The 17,513-nt window shown below is 45.6% G+C and carries 14 protein-coding genes and 1 pseudogene; 8 read left to right on the plus strand and 7 right to left on the minus strand.

Annotated elements, in window-relative coordinates; all coding sequences use genetic code 11:
- Positions 1 to 46: 46 nt before the first annotated feature.
- The 4 genes from glpK (at position 47) to AB6E52_RS10280 (ending at position 5,538) form a co-directional block, all read left to right on the plus strand.
- A complete protein-coding gene (gene glpK / locus AB6E52_RS10265) occupies positions 47 to 1,567 on the plus strand; it encodes a glycerol kinase GlpK (RefSeq protein ID WP_102320695.1) in 1,521 nt (506 codons plus the stop codon).
- A gap of 260 nt (positions 1,568 to 1,827) precedes the next feature.
- Complete coding sequence (locus tag AB6E52_RS10270; RefSeq protein WP_017096306.1) at positions 1,828 to 2,613, plus strand: DeoR/GlpR family transcriptional regulator; 786 nt, start codon at positions 1,828 to 1,830, stop codon at positions 2,611 to 2,613.
- Between the two features lie 270 nt (positions 2,614 to 2,883).
- Entirely contained in the window at positions 2,884 to 4,443 is a 1,560-nt protein-coding gene (gene glpD, locus AB6E52_RS10275; RefSeq protein ID WP_102320696.1) for a glycerol-3-phosphate dehydrogenase, read from the plus strand.
- A 285-nt stretch (positions 4,444 to 4,728) separates the two neighbouring features.
- Entirely contained in the window at positions 4,729 to 5,538 is an 810-nt protein-coding gene (locus AB6E52_RS10280) for an SDR family NAD(P)-dependent oxidoreductase (protein WP_102320697.1), read from the plus strand.
- Between the two features lie 101 nt (positions 5,539 to 5,639).
- Here the strand turns inward: AB6E52_RS10280 and AB6E52_RS10285 are convergent, their stop codons facing one another.
- The 5 genes from AB6E52_RS10285 to AB6E52_RS10305 form a co-directional block, all read right to left on the minus strand.
- The gene (locus AB6E52_RS10285) at positions 5,640 to 6,536 is read right to left on the minus strand and encodes a LysR family transcriptional regulator (protein WP_102320698.1); all 897 of its coding nucleotides are present in this window, start codon (positions 6,534 to 6,536) and stop codon (positions 5,640 to 5,642) included.
- 194 nt (positions 6,537 to 6,730) lie between these two features.
- Positions 6,731 to 6,967: a YdcH family protein gene (locus AB6E52_RS10290; RefSeq protein ID WP_017067743.1), complete on the minus strand. Its 237-nt coding sequence runs from the start codon at positions 6,965 to 6,967 to the stop codon at positions 6,731 to 6,733.
- Positions 6,968 to 7,578: 611 nt separating this feature from the next.
- Complete coding sequence (locus tag AB6E52_RS10295) at positions 7,579 to 8,274, minus strand: aspartate/glutamate racemase family protein (RefSeq protein ID WP_102320699.1); 696 nt, start codon at positions 8,272 to 8,274, stop codon at positions 7,579 to 7,581.
- 159 nt (positions 8,275 to 8,433) lie between these two features.
- Positions 8,434 to 9,417, minus strand: a complete 984-nt coding sequence (locus AB6E52_RS10300) for an HAD family phosphatase (RefSeq protein WP_102320700.1) — start codon at positions 9,415 to 9,417, stop codon at positions 8,434 to 8,436.
- 235 nt (positions 9,418 to 9,652) lie between these two features.
- Positions 9,653 to 10,897 (minus strand): NADH:flavin oxidoreductase/NADH oxidase family protein, encoded by a 1,245-nt coding sequence (locus tag AB6E52_RS10305; RefSeq protein ID WP_102320701.1) that lies wholly within the window; start codon positions 10,895 to 10,897, stop codon positions 9,653 to 9,655.
- 279 nt (positions 10,898 to 11,176) lie between these two features.
- On the opposite strand from AB6E52_RS10305, the gene nfsA reads away from it, so the two are divergent.
- On the plus strand, positions 11,177 to 11,899 hold the full coding sequence (nfsA, locus tag AB6E52_RS10310; protein WP_102320702.1) for an oxygen-insensitive NADPH nitroreductase: 723 nt from the start codon (positions 11,177 to 11,179) through the stop codon (positions 11,897 to 11,899).
- Between the two features lie 104 nt (positions 11,900 to 12,003).
- On the opposite strand, the gene AB6E52_RS10315 is transcribed toward nfsA, so the two are convergent.
- On the minus strand, positions 12,004 to 13,536 hold the full coding sequence (locus AB6E52_RS10315; protein ID WP_102320703.1) for a phospholipase D family protein: 1,533 nt from the start codon (positions 13,534 to 13,536) through the stop codon (positions 12,004 to 12,006).
- Between the two features lie 455 nt (positions 13,537 to 13,991).
- Between AB6E52_RS10315 and AB6E52_RS10320 the strand changes: the two are divergent.
- Together AB6E52_RS10320 and AB6E52_RS10325 are read left to right on the plus strand one after the other, a co-directional pair.
- Positions 13,992 to 14,454, plus strand: a pseudogene (locus tag AB6E52_RS10320) (hypothetical protein).
- Between the two features lie 207 nt (positions 14,455 to 14,661).
- The gene (locus AB6E52_RS10325) at positions 14,662 to 14,952 is read left to right on the plus strand and encodes a putative quinol monooxygenase (RefSeq protein ID WP_017062386.1); all 291 of its coding nucleotides are present in this window, start codon (positions 14,662 to 14,664) and stop codon (positions 14,950 to 14,952) included.
- Positions 14,953 to 15,072: 120 nt separating this feature from the next.
- Here the strand turns inward: AB6E52_RS10325 and AB6E52_RS10330 are convergent, their stop codons facing one another.
- Positions 15,073 to 15,954, minus strand: a complete 882-nt coding sequence (locus AB6E52_RS10330; protein WP_102320704.1) for a LysR family transcriptional regulator — start codon at positions 15,952 to 15,954, stop codon at positions 15,073 to 15,075.
- A 280-nt stretch (positions 15,955 to 16,234) separates the two neighbouring features.
- On the opposite strand from AB6E52_RS10330, the gene AB6E52_RS10335 reads away from it, so the two are divergent.
- The gene (locus AB6E52_RS10335; protein ID WP_017062388.1) at positions 16,235 to 17,422 is read left to right on the plus strand and encodes an MFS transporter; all 1,188 of its coding nucleotides are present in this window, start codon (positions 16,235 to 16,237) and stop codon (positions 17,420 to 17,422) included.
- Positions 17,423 to 17,513: the final 91 nt, after the last annotated feature.

Here is a 17,513-nt window from a genome sequence, read left to right on the forward strand (position 1 = left end):
TTACATTTACTAAAATATAAATAACGAAAGAAAAAGGATTCTTACCATGACCGAGCAAAAATACATTGTTGCCCTAGACCAAGGCACCACAAGTTCTCGCGCTGTAATCCTCGACCACGATGCAAACATCGTAAGCTCTTCTCAACGCGAATTTACTCAGATTTATCCTAAAGCCGGTTGGGTTGAGCATGATCCAATGGAAATCTGGGCAACTCAAAGCTCTACATTGGTTGAAGCGCTTGCTAAAGCAGGCATCCGCAGCGATGAGCTAGCGGGCATTGGTATCACTAACCAACGTGAAACCACCATTGTTTGGAACAAAGAAACGGGTAAGCCGGTTTATAACGCAATCGTATGGCAGTGTCGCCGTACAGCAGACATCTGTGAAGACCTAAAAGCACGTGGCCTAGAAGACTACGTACGTGACAATACTGGCTTAGTCCTTGACCCGTATTTCTCAGGTACCAAAGTAAAATGGATTCTAGACAACGTTGAAGGCGCTCGCGAAGACGCTGAAACTGGCAAACTACTGTTCGGTACGGTTGATACTTGGTTGGTTTGGAAGATGACTCAAGGACGTGTTCACGTTACGGATTACACTAACGCGTCACGTACTATGTTGTTTAACATCAACGACCTATGCTGGGACAGCAAGCTACTAGACGAGATGGGTATTCCAGCATCAATGATGCCTGAAGTGAAACGCTCTTCTGAAGTTTACGGCCAAACGAACCTTGGTGGTAAAGGCGGTACTCGTATTCCAATCGCTGGTATTGCGGGTGACCAACAAGCAGCGCTTTACGGTCAAATGTGTGTTGAAGCTGGTCAAGCGAAAAACACATACGGCACGGGCTGTTTCCTACTGATGAACACAGGCCAAGAGAAAGTCACATCGAAAAACGGCCTTCTAACCACACTGGCATGTGGCCCTAAAGGCGAACCTGCATACGCACTGGAAGGTGCAGTATTCATGGGCGGCGCATCAATCCAATGGCTACGTGATGAAATGAAGCTACTGGCTGGCGCAGAAGACTCTGAGTACTTCGCAACCAAAGTAGATTCTTCAAACGGCGTTTACGTAGTCCCTGCGTTTACTGGTTTAGGCGCACCATACTGGGATGCTTACGCTCGCGGTACGATTGTTGGCCTGACTCGTGGTGTTAACTCTAACCACATCATTCGTGCAACACTGGAAGGTATTGCTTACCAAACTCGTGACGTATTGGATGCGATGCAAGCGGACTCTGGCATCAAGCTAGCAAACCTACGTGTTGATGGCGGCGCAGTAGCGAACAACTTCCTAATGCAATTCCAATCAGACGTGCTAGATACAGAAGTTCACCGTCCTGAAGTAACTGAAGTTACCGCTCTGGGAGCAGCATACCTTGCTGGTCTAGCAGTTGGTTTCTGGGACAGCATCGATGAGCTTCAAGACAAAGCAGTACTAGACCGTACGTTCTTGCCACACCACGATGAAGAGAAGCGTAACCGCCGTTACAAAGGTTGGAAGCGTGCTATCAAATGTGCACAAGTTTGGTCTGAGCTGCACGATGACGACGAAGAGTAAAATCGAGCGTTCGAATAATCACTCTCTTATAGATTGAATTGTTCGTTCCTCAGTAAACGAAACTAAAAAGAGCACTATTTTGTGCTCTTTTTTGCGTTTGGAGCCAATTTTTCATGTTTTGATCAACGTTTTTGCGGTTTGGGCATAATTCCTTACCATCATTACTTCTCTCTCCTCATCAATTCGAGCACAATAGCGCGAGTTAATATTTTCGATTGTGACGCGCTAGAACCCATAGCGTGCAGGGAGTGGTAAGTTAAGTGAAGCAGATACCAAGACACCAGCAGATTGTAGACCTGGTAAAAACACAAGGATATGTGAGCACCGAAGAGCTCGTTGAAAAGTTCGATGTCAGCCCACAAACCATCAGACGAGACCTCAATGAACTTGCCGATAGCAACAAAATTCGTCGCTATCATGGTGGTGCAACCATTCCTTTAAGCTCGGAAAACACCTCTTATAATACGCGTAAAGCGCTTAACTTCAACGAAAAAGACGTGATCGCCGACGAACTGGTTAAGCACATCCCAGATGGTGCAACCCTGTTCGTTGATATCGGCACCACGCCAGAATCAGTGGCACGTGCACTCAATAAAAATCACAAACAGCTAAGAGTCGTCACCAACAACATTAACGTTGCCAGCATCCTTCTTCCGAACCCAGAGATCAAGGTTATCTTGGCGGGCGGTGAAGTACGTAACCGCGATGGCGGTATTGTTGGCGAAGCGACACTCGACTTTGTAAAGCAGTTCCGCCTCGATTTCGGCATCTTAGGCATCAGCGGCATCGACTTTGATGGCTCACTGCTCGATTTTGATTACCACGAAGTTCGTGTGAAACAAGCCATCATCGAAAACAGTCGCAGCATCTTCTTAGCCGTCGACCACACTAAGTTTGGCCGTAACGCCATGGTTAAGCTCGGCAATATCTCTCAAGCGCACATGGTGTTTACTAATAAGCAGCCACCGGAAGAGATTCTCAACATCCTTAAAGATTCGGCAATACCATTAGAAGTGATCGATACCGCTCGTCCTATGAGCGAATAACTAAACACAAGAGCTCAGTGACGCCACTTTCTTAAATGAATCACAATTATTTATAGAAAAGTTAATAAAGTAAAACTTGCTCGCTGTCACTGTCGCTTCTATGCTCGAATTAGACTTATTTGAACCTCTGCCTTCATAAGCAGAGGTTTTTTTATGCCCAAATCACATAAAACGCGCATAAACGAAAATAATAAATGACCGCAAACGAAAGTTCATATAGGATTCAATTATGTTCTAAAATGCTCGTTCGCTCAGAAAGAGGTCAAAACCATGAGTGCTCAACAAACTAATTCAAACAATAGTACATCTTCAACTCTAGACTTAATCGTTATTGGCGGCGGCATCAATGGTGCGGGTATCGCGGCAGACGCTGCTGGTCGTGGTCTAAACGTTGGTTTATACGAAGCAAATGATTTCGCCTCTGCGACGTCTTCTGCAAGTTCAAAGCTAATCCACGGTGGCTTACGTTACCTTGAACATTATGAGTTTCGTTTAGTTTCGGAAGCACTCGCTGAACGTGAAGTCTTGTTAAGAAAAGCGCCTCACGTTGCTCAGCCAATGCGTTTCCGTTTACCTCATCGACCATTTTTACGCCCAGCTTGGATGATTCGCTGTGGCCTATTCCTTTACGATAACTTGGGTAAGCGCACCACTCTTCCTGGAAGTAAGACAGTCAACCTAGCAAAATCAGGGCTACTGAAACCAGAAATGAAGACAGGCTTCGAATACTCAGATTGCTGGGTTGATGATGCTCGTATGGTATTGCTCAACGTGTTGGCAGCAAAAGAAAACAACGCAGAAGTACGTAACTACTGCCGTGTTGAAAAAGCGCACCGCGAAGGTGGTATTTGGCATGTGACGATCCTTGATGTGATGACAAACCAACGCTTTGAACGCAAAGCAAGAGCGCTTGTTAACGCTGCAGGCCCTTGGGTTAAGCAGTTCTTTGATGATGGGTTAGAGCAGGCTTCGCCTCGTAATATTCGCCTAATCAAAGGATCACACATTGTGGTGCCGCGTGTTCATGACGAACCACAAGCGTACATTCTACAAAACAAAGATAACCGCATAGTGTTCATGATCCCTTACCTAGATAAGTTCTCGATCATCGGCACAACCGACCTTGAATACAAAGGTGATCCTCGCGAAGTGGCTATCGACGATGTAGAAGTTGATTACTTAATTGATATCGTTAACCAGCACTTTGTTAAACAGCTTGGCCGTGAAGACGTGGTTTGGACATACAGTGGCGTAAGACCGCTTTGTGACGACGAATCTGATTCCCCACAAGCGATCACTCGTGACTACACATTGGAATTGGACGCAGAGCTCGATCAAGCACCACTGCTTTCGATCTTTGGTGGCAAGTTGACCACTTATCGTAAGCTCGGCGAAGCGGCACTTAAGAAGCTTGAGCCTCACCTAACCAACATGGGTGCACCATGGACAGCGAACGACACGCTTCCAGGTGGTAACTTTAGTTGCAGCAGAGAGCAACTTGCGAAGATGATCCACACTAAATACCCTTGGGCATCTGACGCGCTATTGCTTCGCTACGTGACTCAATTTGGTACTTACACTTGGAATCTACTGGAAGGCGCAAATAGCGAAGCAGACCTTGGCATCCAGTTCTCAAGCGAGGCGCATGGCGTTTATCAAGTGGAAATCGATTACTTGATCAATGAAGAGATGGCAATGACTGATGAAGACATCTTGTGGCGCAGAACCAAACTTGGCTTATACATGAGCGAATCCGAGCAGCAAGCGGTGACGGATTACCTGAAAGAGAAACTACAAAGCAAGGTAGTGAGCTTTTCTCAAGTAGGCTAACCCCACCAGCCTAAGCATGGTTCAAGAGCATACTTAACAACGAAGCTTAGCGTCCCCCGCGCTAAGCTTTTTTATTGCCTGCTATTCCGACCTAAGAACTCGATTGATCGTCTCCTTCGCACGGACTGAGGCTTTGTTCACTCCCCCATTTTCAACAAAAACTAAATAGTGTTTTATTAATTCGGTTGATTATCAACTTCATAAAAGGTTGCTATTCTTTACCTCAATGAAACGACACATTTAAAAACGCTCACCATGTCAGCGCTTTAATAAGGAATCTATTCCATGCAAAAAGTTATTCTGATCACAGGCTCTACCGATGGTATCGGCTTCGAAACGGCAAAAGTACTTGTTCAACAAGGTCACCACGTTTTATTGCATGGACGTAACCCAAGCAAACTTAAAGACGTTGAGCAGCAACTTATCGCTCTCTCTACGGAAGCGAAGATCCAAAGCTACGTGGCCGATCTGTCCATTCTGGCAGATGTTGATGCGCTGGCTGACGAGGTGATTGCCGAGCACGAGAAGATTGATGTACTGATCAACAACGCGGGTGTGTTCAATGCTCCCAACTCAATCACCAAAGACGGTTTAGATGTTCGTTTTGCTGTAAACACAGTATCGCCGTATCATCTGACCAAACGCCTGTTGCCAGTATTCGATTCGTCGAGCCGAGTGGTGAACCTGTCTTCAGCCGCGCAAGCAGCAGTGAACATCGAAGCGCTAGAAGGTAAGAAACCAATGTCTGATGGTGACGCTTACGCACAAAGCAAGCTTGCGATCACTATGTGGACTCGTGAGATGGCAAAAGAGTTAGGCTCTACGGGGCCAATGGTGGTTGCTGTCAACCCAGCTTCGTTACTAGGCAGCAAGATGGTGAAAGACGCTTATGGCATTGCAGGCGGCGACCTAAGCATCGGTTCTGATATTCTGGTTCGCGCATCATTGTCTGATGAGTTCGCACAAGCAGGCGGTCAATACTTTGATAACGACAACAACACGTTTGCTAACCCGCACCCAGATGCGATTTACGGCGATAAGTCACAACAAGTTGTCGCTAAAATTGAAGAGATCATCAAAGCAACGCTTTCTTAATGACAGCTATGCTCAAGTGATTTTCTGATTCCAAGAAAAAGCCCTACGTGACTAACGCATAACTTAGTCACGTAGGGCTTTTTCGTTAAATCTATCTGATTCTACTTTTGTTCCCAATACGGTGGATTACCATAATATTCAGAGAAGTAGTCAATGAAGGCTCTCACCTTTGGTGCAAGTAACCTTGTGCTTGGGTACACAGCCCAAATTGCAGGCTCTGATGTTAATGGGTAATCTTCTAATATTTGAACCAGCTGACCGCTTTTCAGTTGTTCATAGGCACACCAATTCGATGTCACCGTGATCCCCATACCACCTGAGGCTGCGTCACGCAGTGCTTCCCCGTTATCTGCCCTGAACGACCCAGATGCCTTAATCGTCTTAGGCCCGCTTTCAGTATTGAAGGTCCAGTTTTCTAAACCAATTAAGCTAATACATTGATGATCGTTAAGATCTCGAGGTTTGGCTGGCTTACCATATTTGATTAAGTAATCAGGCGATGCACACACAATACGCTTGTCTGTCGCAAGTTTTCGGGCAATCAGTGTCGAGTCTTTCAGCTCCGAGATACGAATCGCGATATCAAAGCCACCCTCAACAACATCCACCATCGAATCTGATAGCCTGAGATCGACTTTTAACCCAGAGTAGCGCTCTAAGAATCCAGGTAAGGCAGGAACAAGATGCAAACGTCCAAAAGACGCAGATGCGGTAACTCGCAACGTTCCGGTTGGAGAATCACAACCCACACCGACCGCCGATTTGGCAGCATCCACGCTCGATAACACTTCTTCAGCATGAGGTAAGAATGCTTCCCCCTCTTCGGTTAAAGAGACCTTACGAGTGGTTCGGTGGACCAAGCGAACGCCTAAATTGTCTTCCAGTTTACTGATGTGCGAGCTTGCAACAGCAGGAGACAAACCAAGCTCTTGCCCAGCCATGCTGATGTTATGTGTGGAAGCTAAACGAACAAACAATTTGAGGTGTTCAATATTCATGAGATTACCAATAAAATCTTAAAAATCGCGTGCCAGTAACCCTCATTATGCGTCATTCACATAATAATACAACGTATTAACTCAGTTGAATTGTGAAGAAGTGATTGAGCCAAAACGAAAAAAAACTCCCGAAGGAGTTTTTTTGTCTAAGTCTGCAATTCGCCATTTAGCTAGTCAGCAAAATTACCAACTCACTAGCCAGTTAAACGTGCATGCAGTGCATCTTTCAGTACAGAACGATCATGTTTCAGTTGGTGCATCGAGCCGTCATCAATGGGTGAATCTTTCAGCTCAAGCTTACGAATCTCTTTATCAAGGTTGTCGTACGTCTTCATGTCTGCTGCAAAGCCATCGTCAGTTTTAACAAGCTCAGCAATTTTATCTTTCATTTCAGGAAATTCGTGAACAAGAGAATGATTTTCACCTAGCATAGAAACCTCTTAAGTTGAGTAAAGTGATTGGTATTACGCATTCATTATTAACCTTAGCAAGGGAGTCAAATAACAAATGAGATCCAGTACACAGCATAGAATATAGACAATTCAGATTCACAAATTTACAACATAAATCGGCAGGGATGCGTTGTTTTACATAGAAGAAAGCCTCACGTAATCGCAAGGCTTTGTAGAAGTGAGTTCTTTATAAGAACAGTGACAGAAATGATAATAACAGCAGCTAAAAAGTATTTTCAAAAAAGGATTAGCTGCTACAACCACCAGAATGAACTCGATTCATTTGATCATGTGAAGACGTGTCAGAGCCTGTCGATTGGCATCCTGCCACGAACAATAGCGTTACAGATAAGATAAGCCATTTCATAATAAATCCTCTTTCGGTCATGACTAAAGCATAGTGCTTAAAAGCGCGGATACCTCAATCATTAACTAAAACCTTACCTACCGATAAGGCCTTGGTTAATGAACAAAGCATCGCTTCTTTAACTAACGACCTGCTTTTGTACAAAAAACTTTCACTTCAACGAATGAAAATCGTACAAGAGCGAAAATAGGACAGCTATGGAACTAAGAATAAGAACTAGAAGTTAGTCACTCGTCGCCAAACGCACCGCGGCTTCTGCATGAATGGCTGTAGTATCAAACAGGGGCACATCGGTATGTTGTTGCTGAATCAGTAAGGCGATCTCAGTACAGCCTAGAATGACGGCCTCTGATCCTTGCTGGCTTAGCCTCTCAATGATCTGATTATAGATAGCGCGAGACTCTTCTTTTACTTCGCCTCGGCACAGCTCTTGGTAAATGATGTTGTGGACTTTATCTCTGTCATCCTTGGCAGGAATCACAACATCGATACCGAATTTATCGATTAAACGCCCTTTGTAAAAATCTTGTTCCATCGTGAAAGCGGTGCCGAGTAACCCGACTTTCTTCACTCCTTGTTCCAGCAGTTTCTGCGCTGTGGTATCAGCGATGTGCAAGATAGGAATCGTGATCTTCTCTTCGATCTCAGGAACGACCTTATGCATGGTATTGGTACAGATCAGGATGAAGTCCGCTCCGGCTTTCTCTACCGATAAAGCCGCGTCCGATAAGATATCCGCCGTCTCAGCCCAGCGACCTTGATGTTGAAGCTTTTCTATCTCATCGAAGTTCACGCTGTACATACAAACCTTTGCAGAATTGAGCCCGCCGAGTGTGGCTTTAACGCCCTCGTTGATGGATTTGTAGTAGCTCACTGTCGACTCCCAACTCATACCGCCGAGCAAACCGATCGTTTTCATTTTTTATTCCTTTAATTTCTGACTATCCCGATTAAAGCGTCATGCGTTAAAAATTTATAGTACGATCTTGCTGAAAATGAGACGAAGTCTTCGCTATTTAGCAAAAGGCTCGAATGAACCATCCGAGCCTTTGCTGTTTTGTCCGAATGTTTGTGTGGGTTAATACACCTCACACCAATCGGATTTCATGTCGATTAACGTCCAATCATCTCTGGAGTTCGCTTCGTCGAGTGCTTTATCAAGCTTACCCACATGGGACTCACGATCATACTTCCACTCGCGCTCGGCATCGGTGTGATGAACAATCATCGCCATTGAGTTTGGTTGACTGGTTGCCCACTGCATCATCGCTTGATCGCCGTCTGAGTTACCTACTGCTAGAATCGGCTTCTTACCGATAATATGCTGAATATTGCTGACCTTTCCGGCTTTGTCATCAATGGTCAAAATGGACGAACCTTTGGTAACGGTCGGATTACCGTCGTTGTAGCTGTAGTTGTATTTAAGTGCGCTACCGATGATCTGTTCTAACGGGATATTGTAAGCATCAGGAGCCCACGCCCTCATGAAATCAACGCCTCCGCCCGACACAATATAAGTCTTAAAGTCATGCTCTTGCAGGTAAGTCAGCATCTCTTTCATTGGCTGATAAGTAAGGTCTGTGTAGGCTTTGTTGAAGCGTTTATCTTTTGTTACCGTCAGCCATTGCTCAACGTCTTGCTGGTATTGCTCAACAGTCATACCAGAATGTGTCGCCATGATGATTTTCAATAGCCCTTCTTCACCGCTGCCCAGAACGCTCTCAATATCATCTTCGAGTACAAACTTAAACGGTGCTTCGGTTTTCCATTCAGGGTGATCAGGCGCCATCTCTTTTACACGATCTAGTGCAAAGGCTAATTGGAAGTAATAAGGCTTTTCCGACCAAAGCGTACCGTCGTTATCGAACACGGCAATGCGATCTTCAATTGCCACGAACGTATCAGACTCAGCTTTAGTGGCTTGCCCAACAAAGTCGACGATAGCGGATTTGCTCTCGCTGTCCTTCCAAGAAGGCAGCAAGTTGGGATCACAATCCTTTGCAAAAGATGAGAAAGAGATGCTAGATAAAATCGCAACTGACAAAAGGGTTATTTTCTTCATAGCACTACCATGTTGTTGAATTATTTGTAGGGTTTAATTCAATTCATCCTAGTTTGTCTACTCTTATTTGCCACTTATGAACACTATAACCAATGCTCATGTTGGTATTAGATTAGTACCACAGCTAAGCTGGCTGAGGGTGCTCTGCGATGTATTTATCGAGAACTTAAAAGGAGACAAACAAAAAAGCAGAACTTCAATTCCTCAAAGTTCTGCTTTAACAATCCATGACTGCTTACGCTCTGCGCTTTTTGAAAGCGTGCCAGCCGGCGCTGAAAATTGTTTTTAACACCACACCGAGTGCGCTTAGTTTTGGGTCGGCTTTCTTGCCAGAGGCAATGCGCCACATCTGATGTTCATACCAAACCAGCCCGACCATCGCCACCTTGTCTAATGCAGGTTTTCCTGTGGTTGGCACCGTTAGCGGCATGCCGTAACTAGGGTTTTCAATTAACTTGTTAGGGAAATCAGGATCAACCGCCATTGTGCGCGCAATGCCAATAAAATCGGTCGCCGAGGTGTTTAATGCGTCATTCATTGCTTGCGCGGTTCGAAAACCACCCGTGACCACCAGCGGCGTGCTCACAAGCTTTCTCGCCTTAACCATGTAATCCATAAAATACGCTTCACGTTTTACCGTGCTGGTCTTCAATGGCTCGGCTTTGTTCTTTGAACCCATCATCGATGGGCTTTCATAGGTGCCGCCGGAGATCTCAATCAGGTCGATACCGTTATCACTCAGTGTTTGCACAACCTGCATCGACTCTTCTTCAGTGAAGCCACCTTTCATGAAGTCAGCACTGTTGAGCTTAATTCCGACCGGGAAATCTTCACCGACCTCTTTTCGAATCGCGCGATAAACCTCAAGCACAAAACGAAGTCTGTTTTCGAGTGATCCACCCCATTTGTCTTGGCGTTGATTGTGTCTTGAAGACAAAAACTGACTCACGAGATAGCCATGAGCACCGTGGATCTGCACACCGGTAAAACCCGCTTGTTTTGAAAGCTTTGCACTCAGCGCGAATTTATCAATGATTGCGATGATTTCCGTCTCAGTCAGAGCTCGTGGCGTATTAAAGCCTTTTTCTAATCCACGCTCTAAAGAGATAGCCGAAGGCGCAACCGGGCTATCACATAAGAATTTAGGGATTTGCTTTCCTGGGTGGTTCAATTGCATCCATATCTGCGAACCATTTTGTGTTCCAGCCTTCGCCCACTCACGAAATACGCTTAAGTCACTTTGCTCATCCAACACAACGTTTTTAGGTTCACCAAGCGCACCTCTATCGACCATCACGTTGCCCGTCATGGATAGGCCAATTCCTCCTTGAGCCCAACGCTGGTAAAGCGTGACTAAACCTTGCTTAGGGTTATGATGTTTATCACCTAGCTGTTCACTCATTGCCGATTTGAACAGGCGATTTTTGATCACTTGGCCATTAGGAAGAGAAAAAGGGTCGTTGAGGCAGATCGGATTCATGCGCGTGGTTACTTTCTTTGGTTTATATATTGAGTCCAGTATGCCCTATTTTATCCGACAGTTTTTATCATTTAGTGCCTATTTCGAAGCAAGTTTCGCTCAATAATAAAATGCCAGCGGCATAGCAGCTGGCATTAATCGATTATAAATAGAATCTCAAAAACTGGGCTGACGCTGCTGAAATATGTCAACCAGAAAGGCTCGAACACCCTTTACGCTCATGGTAATTGTCGTTATTGTGATTCTCTACGCCATCATCACAAGGACTGTCTGAGAGTTATGAACAGCACGATTGAAACTATTCTGGGGCACCGCTCCATTCGTCAATATACAAATCAACCGATTGAAAAAGCACAACTTGATGTGATTATTCAGGCTGGTCTCGCGGCTTCATCATCGAGCTTACTGCAGGCTGTTTCTATCGTGAGAGTGACAGACAAAGAGAAGCGCAAACTGTTAGCTGAATACGCAGGTAACCAAGCTTACGTTGAGAATGCGGCTGAGTTTTTAGTGTTCTGTATCGACTATCAACGCCACGCTCAAATCAACCCTGAAGTGAAAACCGACTTTACTGAACTGACCCTGATTGGCGCGGTAGATTCTGGCATCATGGCGCAAAACTGCATGCTGGCGGCTGAATCTCTAGGTTTGGGTGGCGTGTACATTGGCGGGCTGCGTAACAGCGCACAACAAGTCGATGAACTGTTAGAACTACCACAACATACCGCCGTGTTGTTCGGGATGTGCTTAGGTCACCCGGCACAGCAACCAGAGGTTAAGCCTCGCCTTCCTGCTCATGTGGTGATGCACGAAAACCAATACCAACCGCTGAGCCTAGATGACATTGCCAGCTACGATGATTCGGTGCAAAGCTACTACGCAAGCCGTTCAAGCAACCAAAAGCAGAGCAGTTGGTCACAGCAGATCACTCAAAAGCTGTCTGGCGAATCTCGCCCACATATTCTGCCGTATTTGAACAGTAAGCAACTGACTAAAAGATAACGTTCAAGACGCTGCTTAGATAAATAAGCTACCTTTCCATCGCCACAAACAAAAATGTCAGCGTATTATACGCTGACATTTTTATTTATCCGGAGGCGGCTAGCTTACAGATATTTCTCAATCGGTAGCAATTGCAAAAAGCCTGACTGCATTCGTTCCCACTTACCCGTTTCTGGTTCGCTGTCCCAGCTTTGATCGCCTGAATACCAATACACATCACCGTCTTCCAGTTCCAAACGCCAGCTATTGTCGTCACTCATTGCTTGCTCAATAGTTTTTGCTAACGTTTCAGCAATCTCTTTATTCTCGATGATCAAAACCGATTCAGTATTGAGGTAGGTAGAACGCAAGTTGAAGTTAAATGAACCGATGCTCGCGATGCTGCGGTCGAATACGACTGATTTTGCGTGCAAGCCATAGGCCGTCTCAGGTGCACATTTCGACAAGTCCTGAGTCGATGCTTCACAAAGCTTAGATTCTGGTTTTAGCTCAAACAGGTCGATACCATGCTCCAACATATCGTAACGTCTGCCCGCATAAGCGGAGTGATTGGTCACCAGATCATTAGACGCCATAGAGTTCGTTAGCGCTTTTATCTCAACGCCCTTATTGTTCAACACTTGCCACTCTTCAAGCTGACCATCATCGAATACAAGGTAAGCCGATTCCAATAAGATCTCTTGTTTCGATTCACTCGCTAACTTACCTAGAAGAATCGCGGTCGCTTTCGGTTCATCGGTATTGTCTGAATCATCAGGAACAGGCTGATCGTAAACAAAACGCGCATTCACCCATGCCATCTCACCAATCACCTCTTTCAGCAAACTATCAGCAGCCTTACGATCTAGTGGCAATTCCGGGTAATTTTGATAATGCGGAACGACAATATTATCTATCTTCGAGAGATCAGGTTGCTCGTCATCACCCAGCATATCGACAGGGTAAGACCAACGGCTGTTCCAGTATTCAACAAAACTGGTTTGGATGGTGTTAACTACCGAGCCCATGACTAATACATCGCGGTCTCGGAAATTGATTTCATCAGAAAGGTCGAAGTATTCATCACCAATATTACGTCCACCCACCACAGACAAAGTACCATCGACGGTAAACGACTTATTGTGCATACGGCGATTTAAACGAGAAAAGTCGCCGACAAAGCTCAGCCATTTACTGAAACCGCGGCGTGTTGGTGTTGGGTTGAAGATACGAATCTCGACGTTCGGGTGTGCATCCAGTGCCGACAGCAACCCTTCACGTTCGTTGAGGTTGATATCATCCAGCATTACGCGAACCTTCACACCGCGCTCGGCCGCTGCTAATAAACGGCTAGCGAGATAGCTGCCCGATTCGTCAGAGTTCCAGATGTAATATTGAATGTCGATGGTGTGCTCGGCACTTTCGACCAGCGCTAATCGCTGTGCCAAGGCATCCCAACCAGACTCTTGCAGACGAACCGCAGTGGTGCCTTGCTCTAAAGCTTCAGGCTGAAATTCATTGGTTAGAACCGATAAAGAACTAGGTGCAGGAGAGGTTGGCGGTTCTGTTGGATGATCGATGCCTTCAGGAAGTGAAGAACACCCACCTAAAACGGCGATTAAGATTAACGTTAAACTGATGCGTTGGAGCACAGGCATGTATCTGACTTCCTTTTCACGATGGCGTCTTTAGAAACTTTCCGTACAGCTTTTCAATGAACAAGCTATTCCGATCTATTCATTGATTATTACTGCTAAAGCCTGAAATTTATAGGTAATTATCCAGTATAAATTTAAAGGTCGGTAAATTGGCCCACAAATCACTTAAGTTGGGTGAGTGCCAAACAGTATAAACTCAGCGGCTTTTCGACCATGTCAATGGTGAGCTCTATTCGGTCTGGGTGATGCTTCACCATTGTTTGGAGATCTAGTTTCACCGCTTGATTTCACACTAACAGGCGTGTCGACTTACTTATATGAGATTGTGCAAACGCATTACTTACGTAAGCGCTAAAGCTGTTGTTGATCTAAGGGCATGTAAGGATCAACACCGAAAACATTGTTCACGCTACGTACCCTTTATCGTCTCTCATTCTTGATGGTAGCTGGATATTATGAAGCTCTTGGTCGATCGCACTGGTGAACAGCTTTTAGAAATTCTGGAAGAGTCAGGAGATAAACTAACAGTTCAATTCATTAGTAATGAAGGCAATCGAATAGGTAAACCATTCCAAGATAGCTTGAGTGGATTATTCCTCGCGGGTTGGAAGCCTCGCACGACCTCAACTGCAAGACCCTAAAGTCAGCTTTGCGCTACACCAACTCTACCCGCTCGGCCGAGATGTAAAGTTACCTTCTGGAGATATCGCCACAATCGCGAGTTACGCCAATACCCATGCCGATGGCTACTATATGTCTGTGCGCCTCAACGATGAATTAACCCGACTCAAGATTACACCCGATTGGGAACTGCAACCTTCCACTCAAAGATTGGCTCTGCCTTATTACCCAGCCCCAAGAACTAAAGAAGAGCTCGACAACATTGACGATTTTGATGCGTGGGCGGGCGGCTTCTAAATACTCCTCACCTACGCCTAGTAGCACATAATACCCAAGTTATTATCAATTATTTTTTGACAATAATTCAAATGTAGCACTGTTTATCGTTTCAAATATTCCCACTATTATTTATCCATCGACACAGACTGCAGCTCAATGAACAAAGAGTGGCACTGTAAACACAGACAAATCACCATTTCGGTGAAAAACAATATAGGTACCAACATGACTCAACTAACTATCGTCGCAAACATCGTCGCTAACGAAGACAAAATTGAATTGGTTAAAGCAGAGCTGCTAAAGCTGATTGATATTACTCGCGCTGAAGAAGGCTGCATCAACTACGACCTTCACCAAGACAATGAAAACCCAGCACATTTCACTTTCTACGAAAACTGGACATCACGTGAACTTTGGCAAACACACATGGGTAATACTCACCTTGCTGAATACATGGCAGCAACCGAAGGCAGTGTTACGTCATTTACACTTAACGAGATGACTAAGATCGCTTAAGTACAGTTTCTGTAGTCTGTTACTAGAAAGCACACTGACAAGCTATCGAGTTCGATTTGGAAGCCCCGCTGCACGTCAGCGGGGCTTTTTCATTTATGCGGATATCGTCAGCTGCCTTAGTTAGAGCTTCAAACGGGGCAGAATAAAGTCGATAAACGCCGAGATACGTTTAGAGACCGATGACGACTTGTAGTAAACCGCATTCACTCGCTCTCGGTCTGTGTTGGCAAGTTTGTCTTGTTCCAGAATAGGGATTAGGCGACCCGCAGCCATATCTTCCTGCACCATAAACCCCGATAAACAAGCTATCCCATTTCCAGCTAGTGCTAGTTGACGCACGGTTTCACCATTACTGGCTGTCACAGTAGGCGCGACATCACTTTGGTTTGGCAAAGGCCAATGGTTAAGCACTTTGTTACCCGCAAATCCCACAACTTGATGCGAACTCAAATCTTCAGGTTTGGTGGGCAACCCACGCTTAGCGAGATAACCAGGTGACGCCACAATATGGAGTAAGCTTTTACCTAACGGTCGAGCGTGCAGTGTTGAATCGGACAGCTTACCGATTCGAATCGCAACATCAGTTCTCTTTTCGAGAAGATCAACGAAGCCTTCGTTGGAAGTGAGTTCCAACTCAATGTCTGGGTAAGCCTCTTTGAATGACTGCACCAACGGCACTAGTTGGTGAAATACGAATGGACTGGCGGCATCGACTCTTAAACGACCTTTTGGCAACTCACCGCGCGACACGATTTCTTCTTCCGCGCTCTGAATCATCTGTAATCCCACCCTGACTGAATCGACAAACTGCCGTCCTTCCTCCGTCAATTCCACGCGTCTCGTTGTTCGGTTGAATATTGAGACGCCGAGTTGTAACTCAACCTTACTCACCGAGCGAGACACCTTGGCGACCTGCACATCCAGCGCCTCTGCCGCCGCAGAAAAACCACCAGCATCGACAACGGTGAGTACCATTTCTAAATCATCTGAACGGGTTAACATGAGGCTCCTTCGCTATCTTCATTTTGTTTAATGTCATCTCGCTTGTGCTCATCACAGCTCAAATCACGGTGTCTTTTCGATCTCATCAGCTTAATCCAATGATCGGCTAACCCTCCAATTATTGCAAATATCACAAAGGTTATTTGTTAATGATGGCATTTTTCACAAATATATTTTGCTAGATAATCCTCGCCATCAAACGAAGCGCTCCTATTGCAGTCACAAGCTGCCCCATTTTATCGCGCTCGGTACTTAACAAAGAACAGTAAGAGAGATGATTATGCCACTAGCATTACTTGCATTGACGCTCAGCGCCTTTGCCATCGGAACCACAGAATTTGTCATCGTAGGCTTGATTCCTACCATGGCGAGCGACTTGAATGTATCTCTGCCATCAGCAGGCCTATTAGTCAGTTTATACGCGCTTGGCGTTGCTATTGGCGCACCAGTCTTAACGGCATTAACCGGCAAATGGAATCGTAAAGCGGTGTTGCTGACCGTGATGGCATTGTTTGTCATTGGTAACTTATTGGCGTGGCAAGCTCCAGGCTATAACACGCTGATCGCCGCACGAATTTTGACTGGCCTTGCCCATGGTGTGTTCTTCTCGATTGGATCGACCATCGCGACAGGTTTGGTTTCAAAAGATAAAGCAGCCAGTGCCATTGCGATCATGTTTACGGGTTTAACGGTTGCATTGGTAACTGGAGTACCACTGGGCACTTATATCGGCCAAACCTTTGGCTGGCAAGCGACCTTCTTGATCGTTGCTCTGCTTGGCCTTATTGCTCTTATCGGTAGTGCTATCTTGGTTCCAAGCAACCTTAAGCAACCACCTGCGGCGAAGATTTCGGCACAACTAAAGGTTCTAACTCAACCACGCTTACTGTTGGTTTACGCTATCACAGCACTAGGTTATGGCGGTACGTTCACAGCGTTTACGTTCCTTGCTCCAATACTGGAAAATGTATCAGGGTTTGATTCGAGCTCTATCAGTCTCATCATGTTGGTTTACGGTGTGTCAGTGGCGGTAGGTAACATCTGGGGCGGAAAAATGGCCGACAAGATGGGCCCGATTAAAGCGTTGACCGTTATCTTCTCTGGTTTAGCCGCAGTACTGGTGGTATTCAACTTTACCGCAGTAAACCCTTACGCAGCTGTTGCTACCATTTTGGTTTGGGGTGCATTCGCATTCGGTAACGTTCCAGGACTACAAGTGTATGTTGTGAAACTGGCTGAGAAATACACACCAGACGCCGTCGATGTCGCTTCTGGATTGAACATTGCAGCCTTCAACGTCGGTATTGCATTAGGCTCATGGGGCGGTGGTTTGATTGTCGCGAAATCTGGATTAATGAACACCCCTTGGGTAGGTGCTGTGATCGTTTTGATCGCTCTTGTTCTGACTCGATTCAGTGGTGCGTTAGATAAGAAGCAAGCACAACAAGCTGTTCCATCTAGCATCTAGCAAGAATAGAAAAAACAAAGCCCGAACCTAGGTTCGCAATGCCGTTCGGATAAGCATTACTGTTTGAATCTAAACGGATATTTAGCTGGAA

It is taken from the genome of Vibrio sp. 10N.247.311.13, from assembly GCF_041467595.1.
GTDB classification, from domain to species: Bacteria; Pseudomonadota; Gammaproteobacteria; order Enterobacterales; family Vibrionaceae; genus Vibrio; species Vibrio crassostreae_C.

Excerpts from the sequence above, each read along its gene's own strand:
- AB6E52_RS10285 (WP_102320698.1), bottom strand. The coding sequence starts at position 6,536 with ATGAATATTGAACACCTCAAATTGTTTGTTCGTTTAGCTTCCACACAT.
- AB6E52_RS10325 (WP_017062386.1), top strand. The coding sequence starts at position 14,662 with ATGACTCAACTAACTATCGTCGCAAACATCGTCGCTAACGAAGACAAA.
- glpK (WP_102320695.1), top strand. The coding sequence starts at position 47 with ATGACCGAGCAAAAATACATTGTTGCCCTAGACCAAGGCACCACAAGT.
- nfsA (WP_102320702.1), top strand. The coding sequence starts at position 11,177 with ATGAACAGCACGATTGAAACTATTCTGGGGCACCGCTCCATTCGTCAA.
- AB6E52_RS10330 (WP_102320704.1), bottom strand. The coding sequence starts at position 15,954 with ATGTTAACCCGTTCAGATGATTTAGAAATGGTACTCACCGTTGTCGAT.
- AB6E52_RS10295 (WP_102320699.1), bottom strand. The coding sequence starts at position 8,274 with ATGAAAACGATCGGTTTGCTCGGCGGTATGAGTTGGGAGTCGACAGTG.
- AB6E52_RS10305 (WP_102320701.1), bottom strand. The coding sequence starts at position 10,897 with ATGAATCCGATCTGCCTCAACGACCCTTTTTCTCTTCCTAATGGCCAA.
- AB6E52_RS10290 (WP_017067743.1), bottom strand. The coding sequence starts at position 6,967 with ATGCTAGGTGAAAATCATTCTCTTGTTCACGAATTTCCTGAAATGAAA.
- AB6E52_RS10335 (WP_017062388.1), top strand. The coding sequence starts at position 16,235 with ATGCCACTAGCATTACTTGCATTGACGCTCAGCGCCTTTGCCATCGGA.
- glpD (WP_102320696.1), top strand. The coding sequence starts at position 2,884 with ATGAGTGCTCAACAAACTAATTCAAACAATAGTACATCTTCAACTCTA.
- AB6E52_RS10300 (WP_102320700.1), bottom strand. The coding sequence starts at position 9,417 with ATGAAGAAAATAACCCTTTTGTCAGTTGCGATTTTATCTAGCATCTCT.
- AB6E52_RS10315 (WP_102320703.1), bottom strand. The coding sequence starts at position 13,536 with ATGCCTGTGCTCCAACGCATCAGTTTAACGTTAATCTTAATCGCCGTT.
- AB6E52_RS10280 (WP_102320697.1), top strand. The coding sequence starts at position 4,729 with ATGCAAAAAGTTATTCTGATCACAGGCTCTACCGATGGTATCGGCTTC.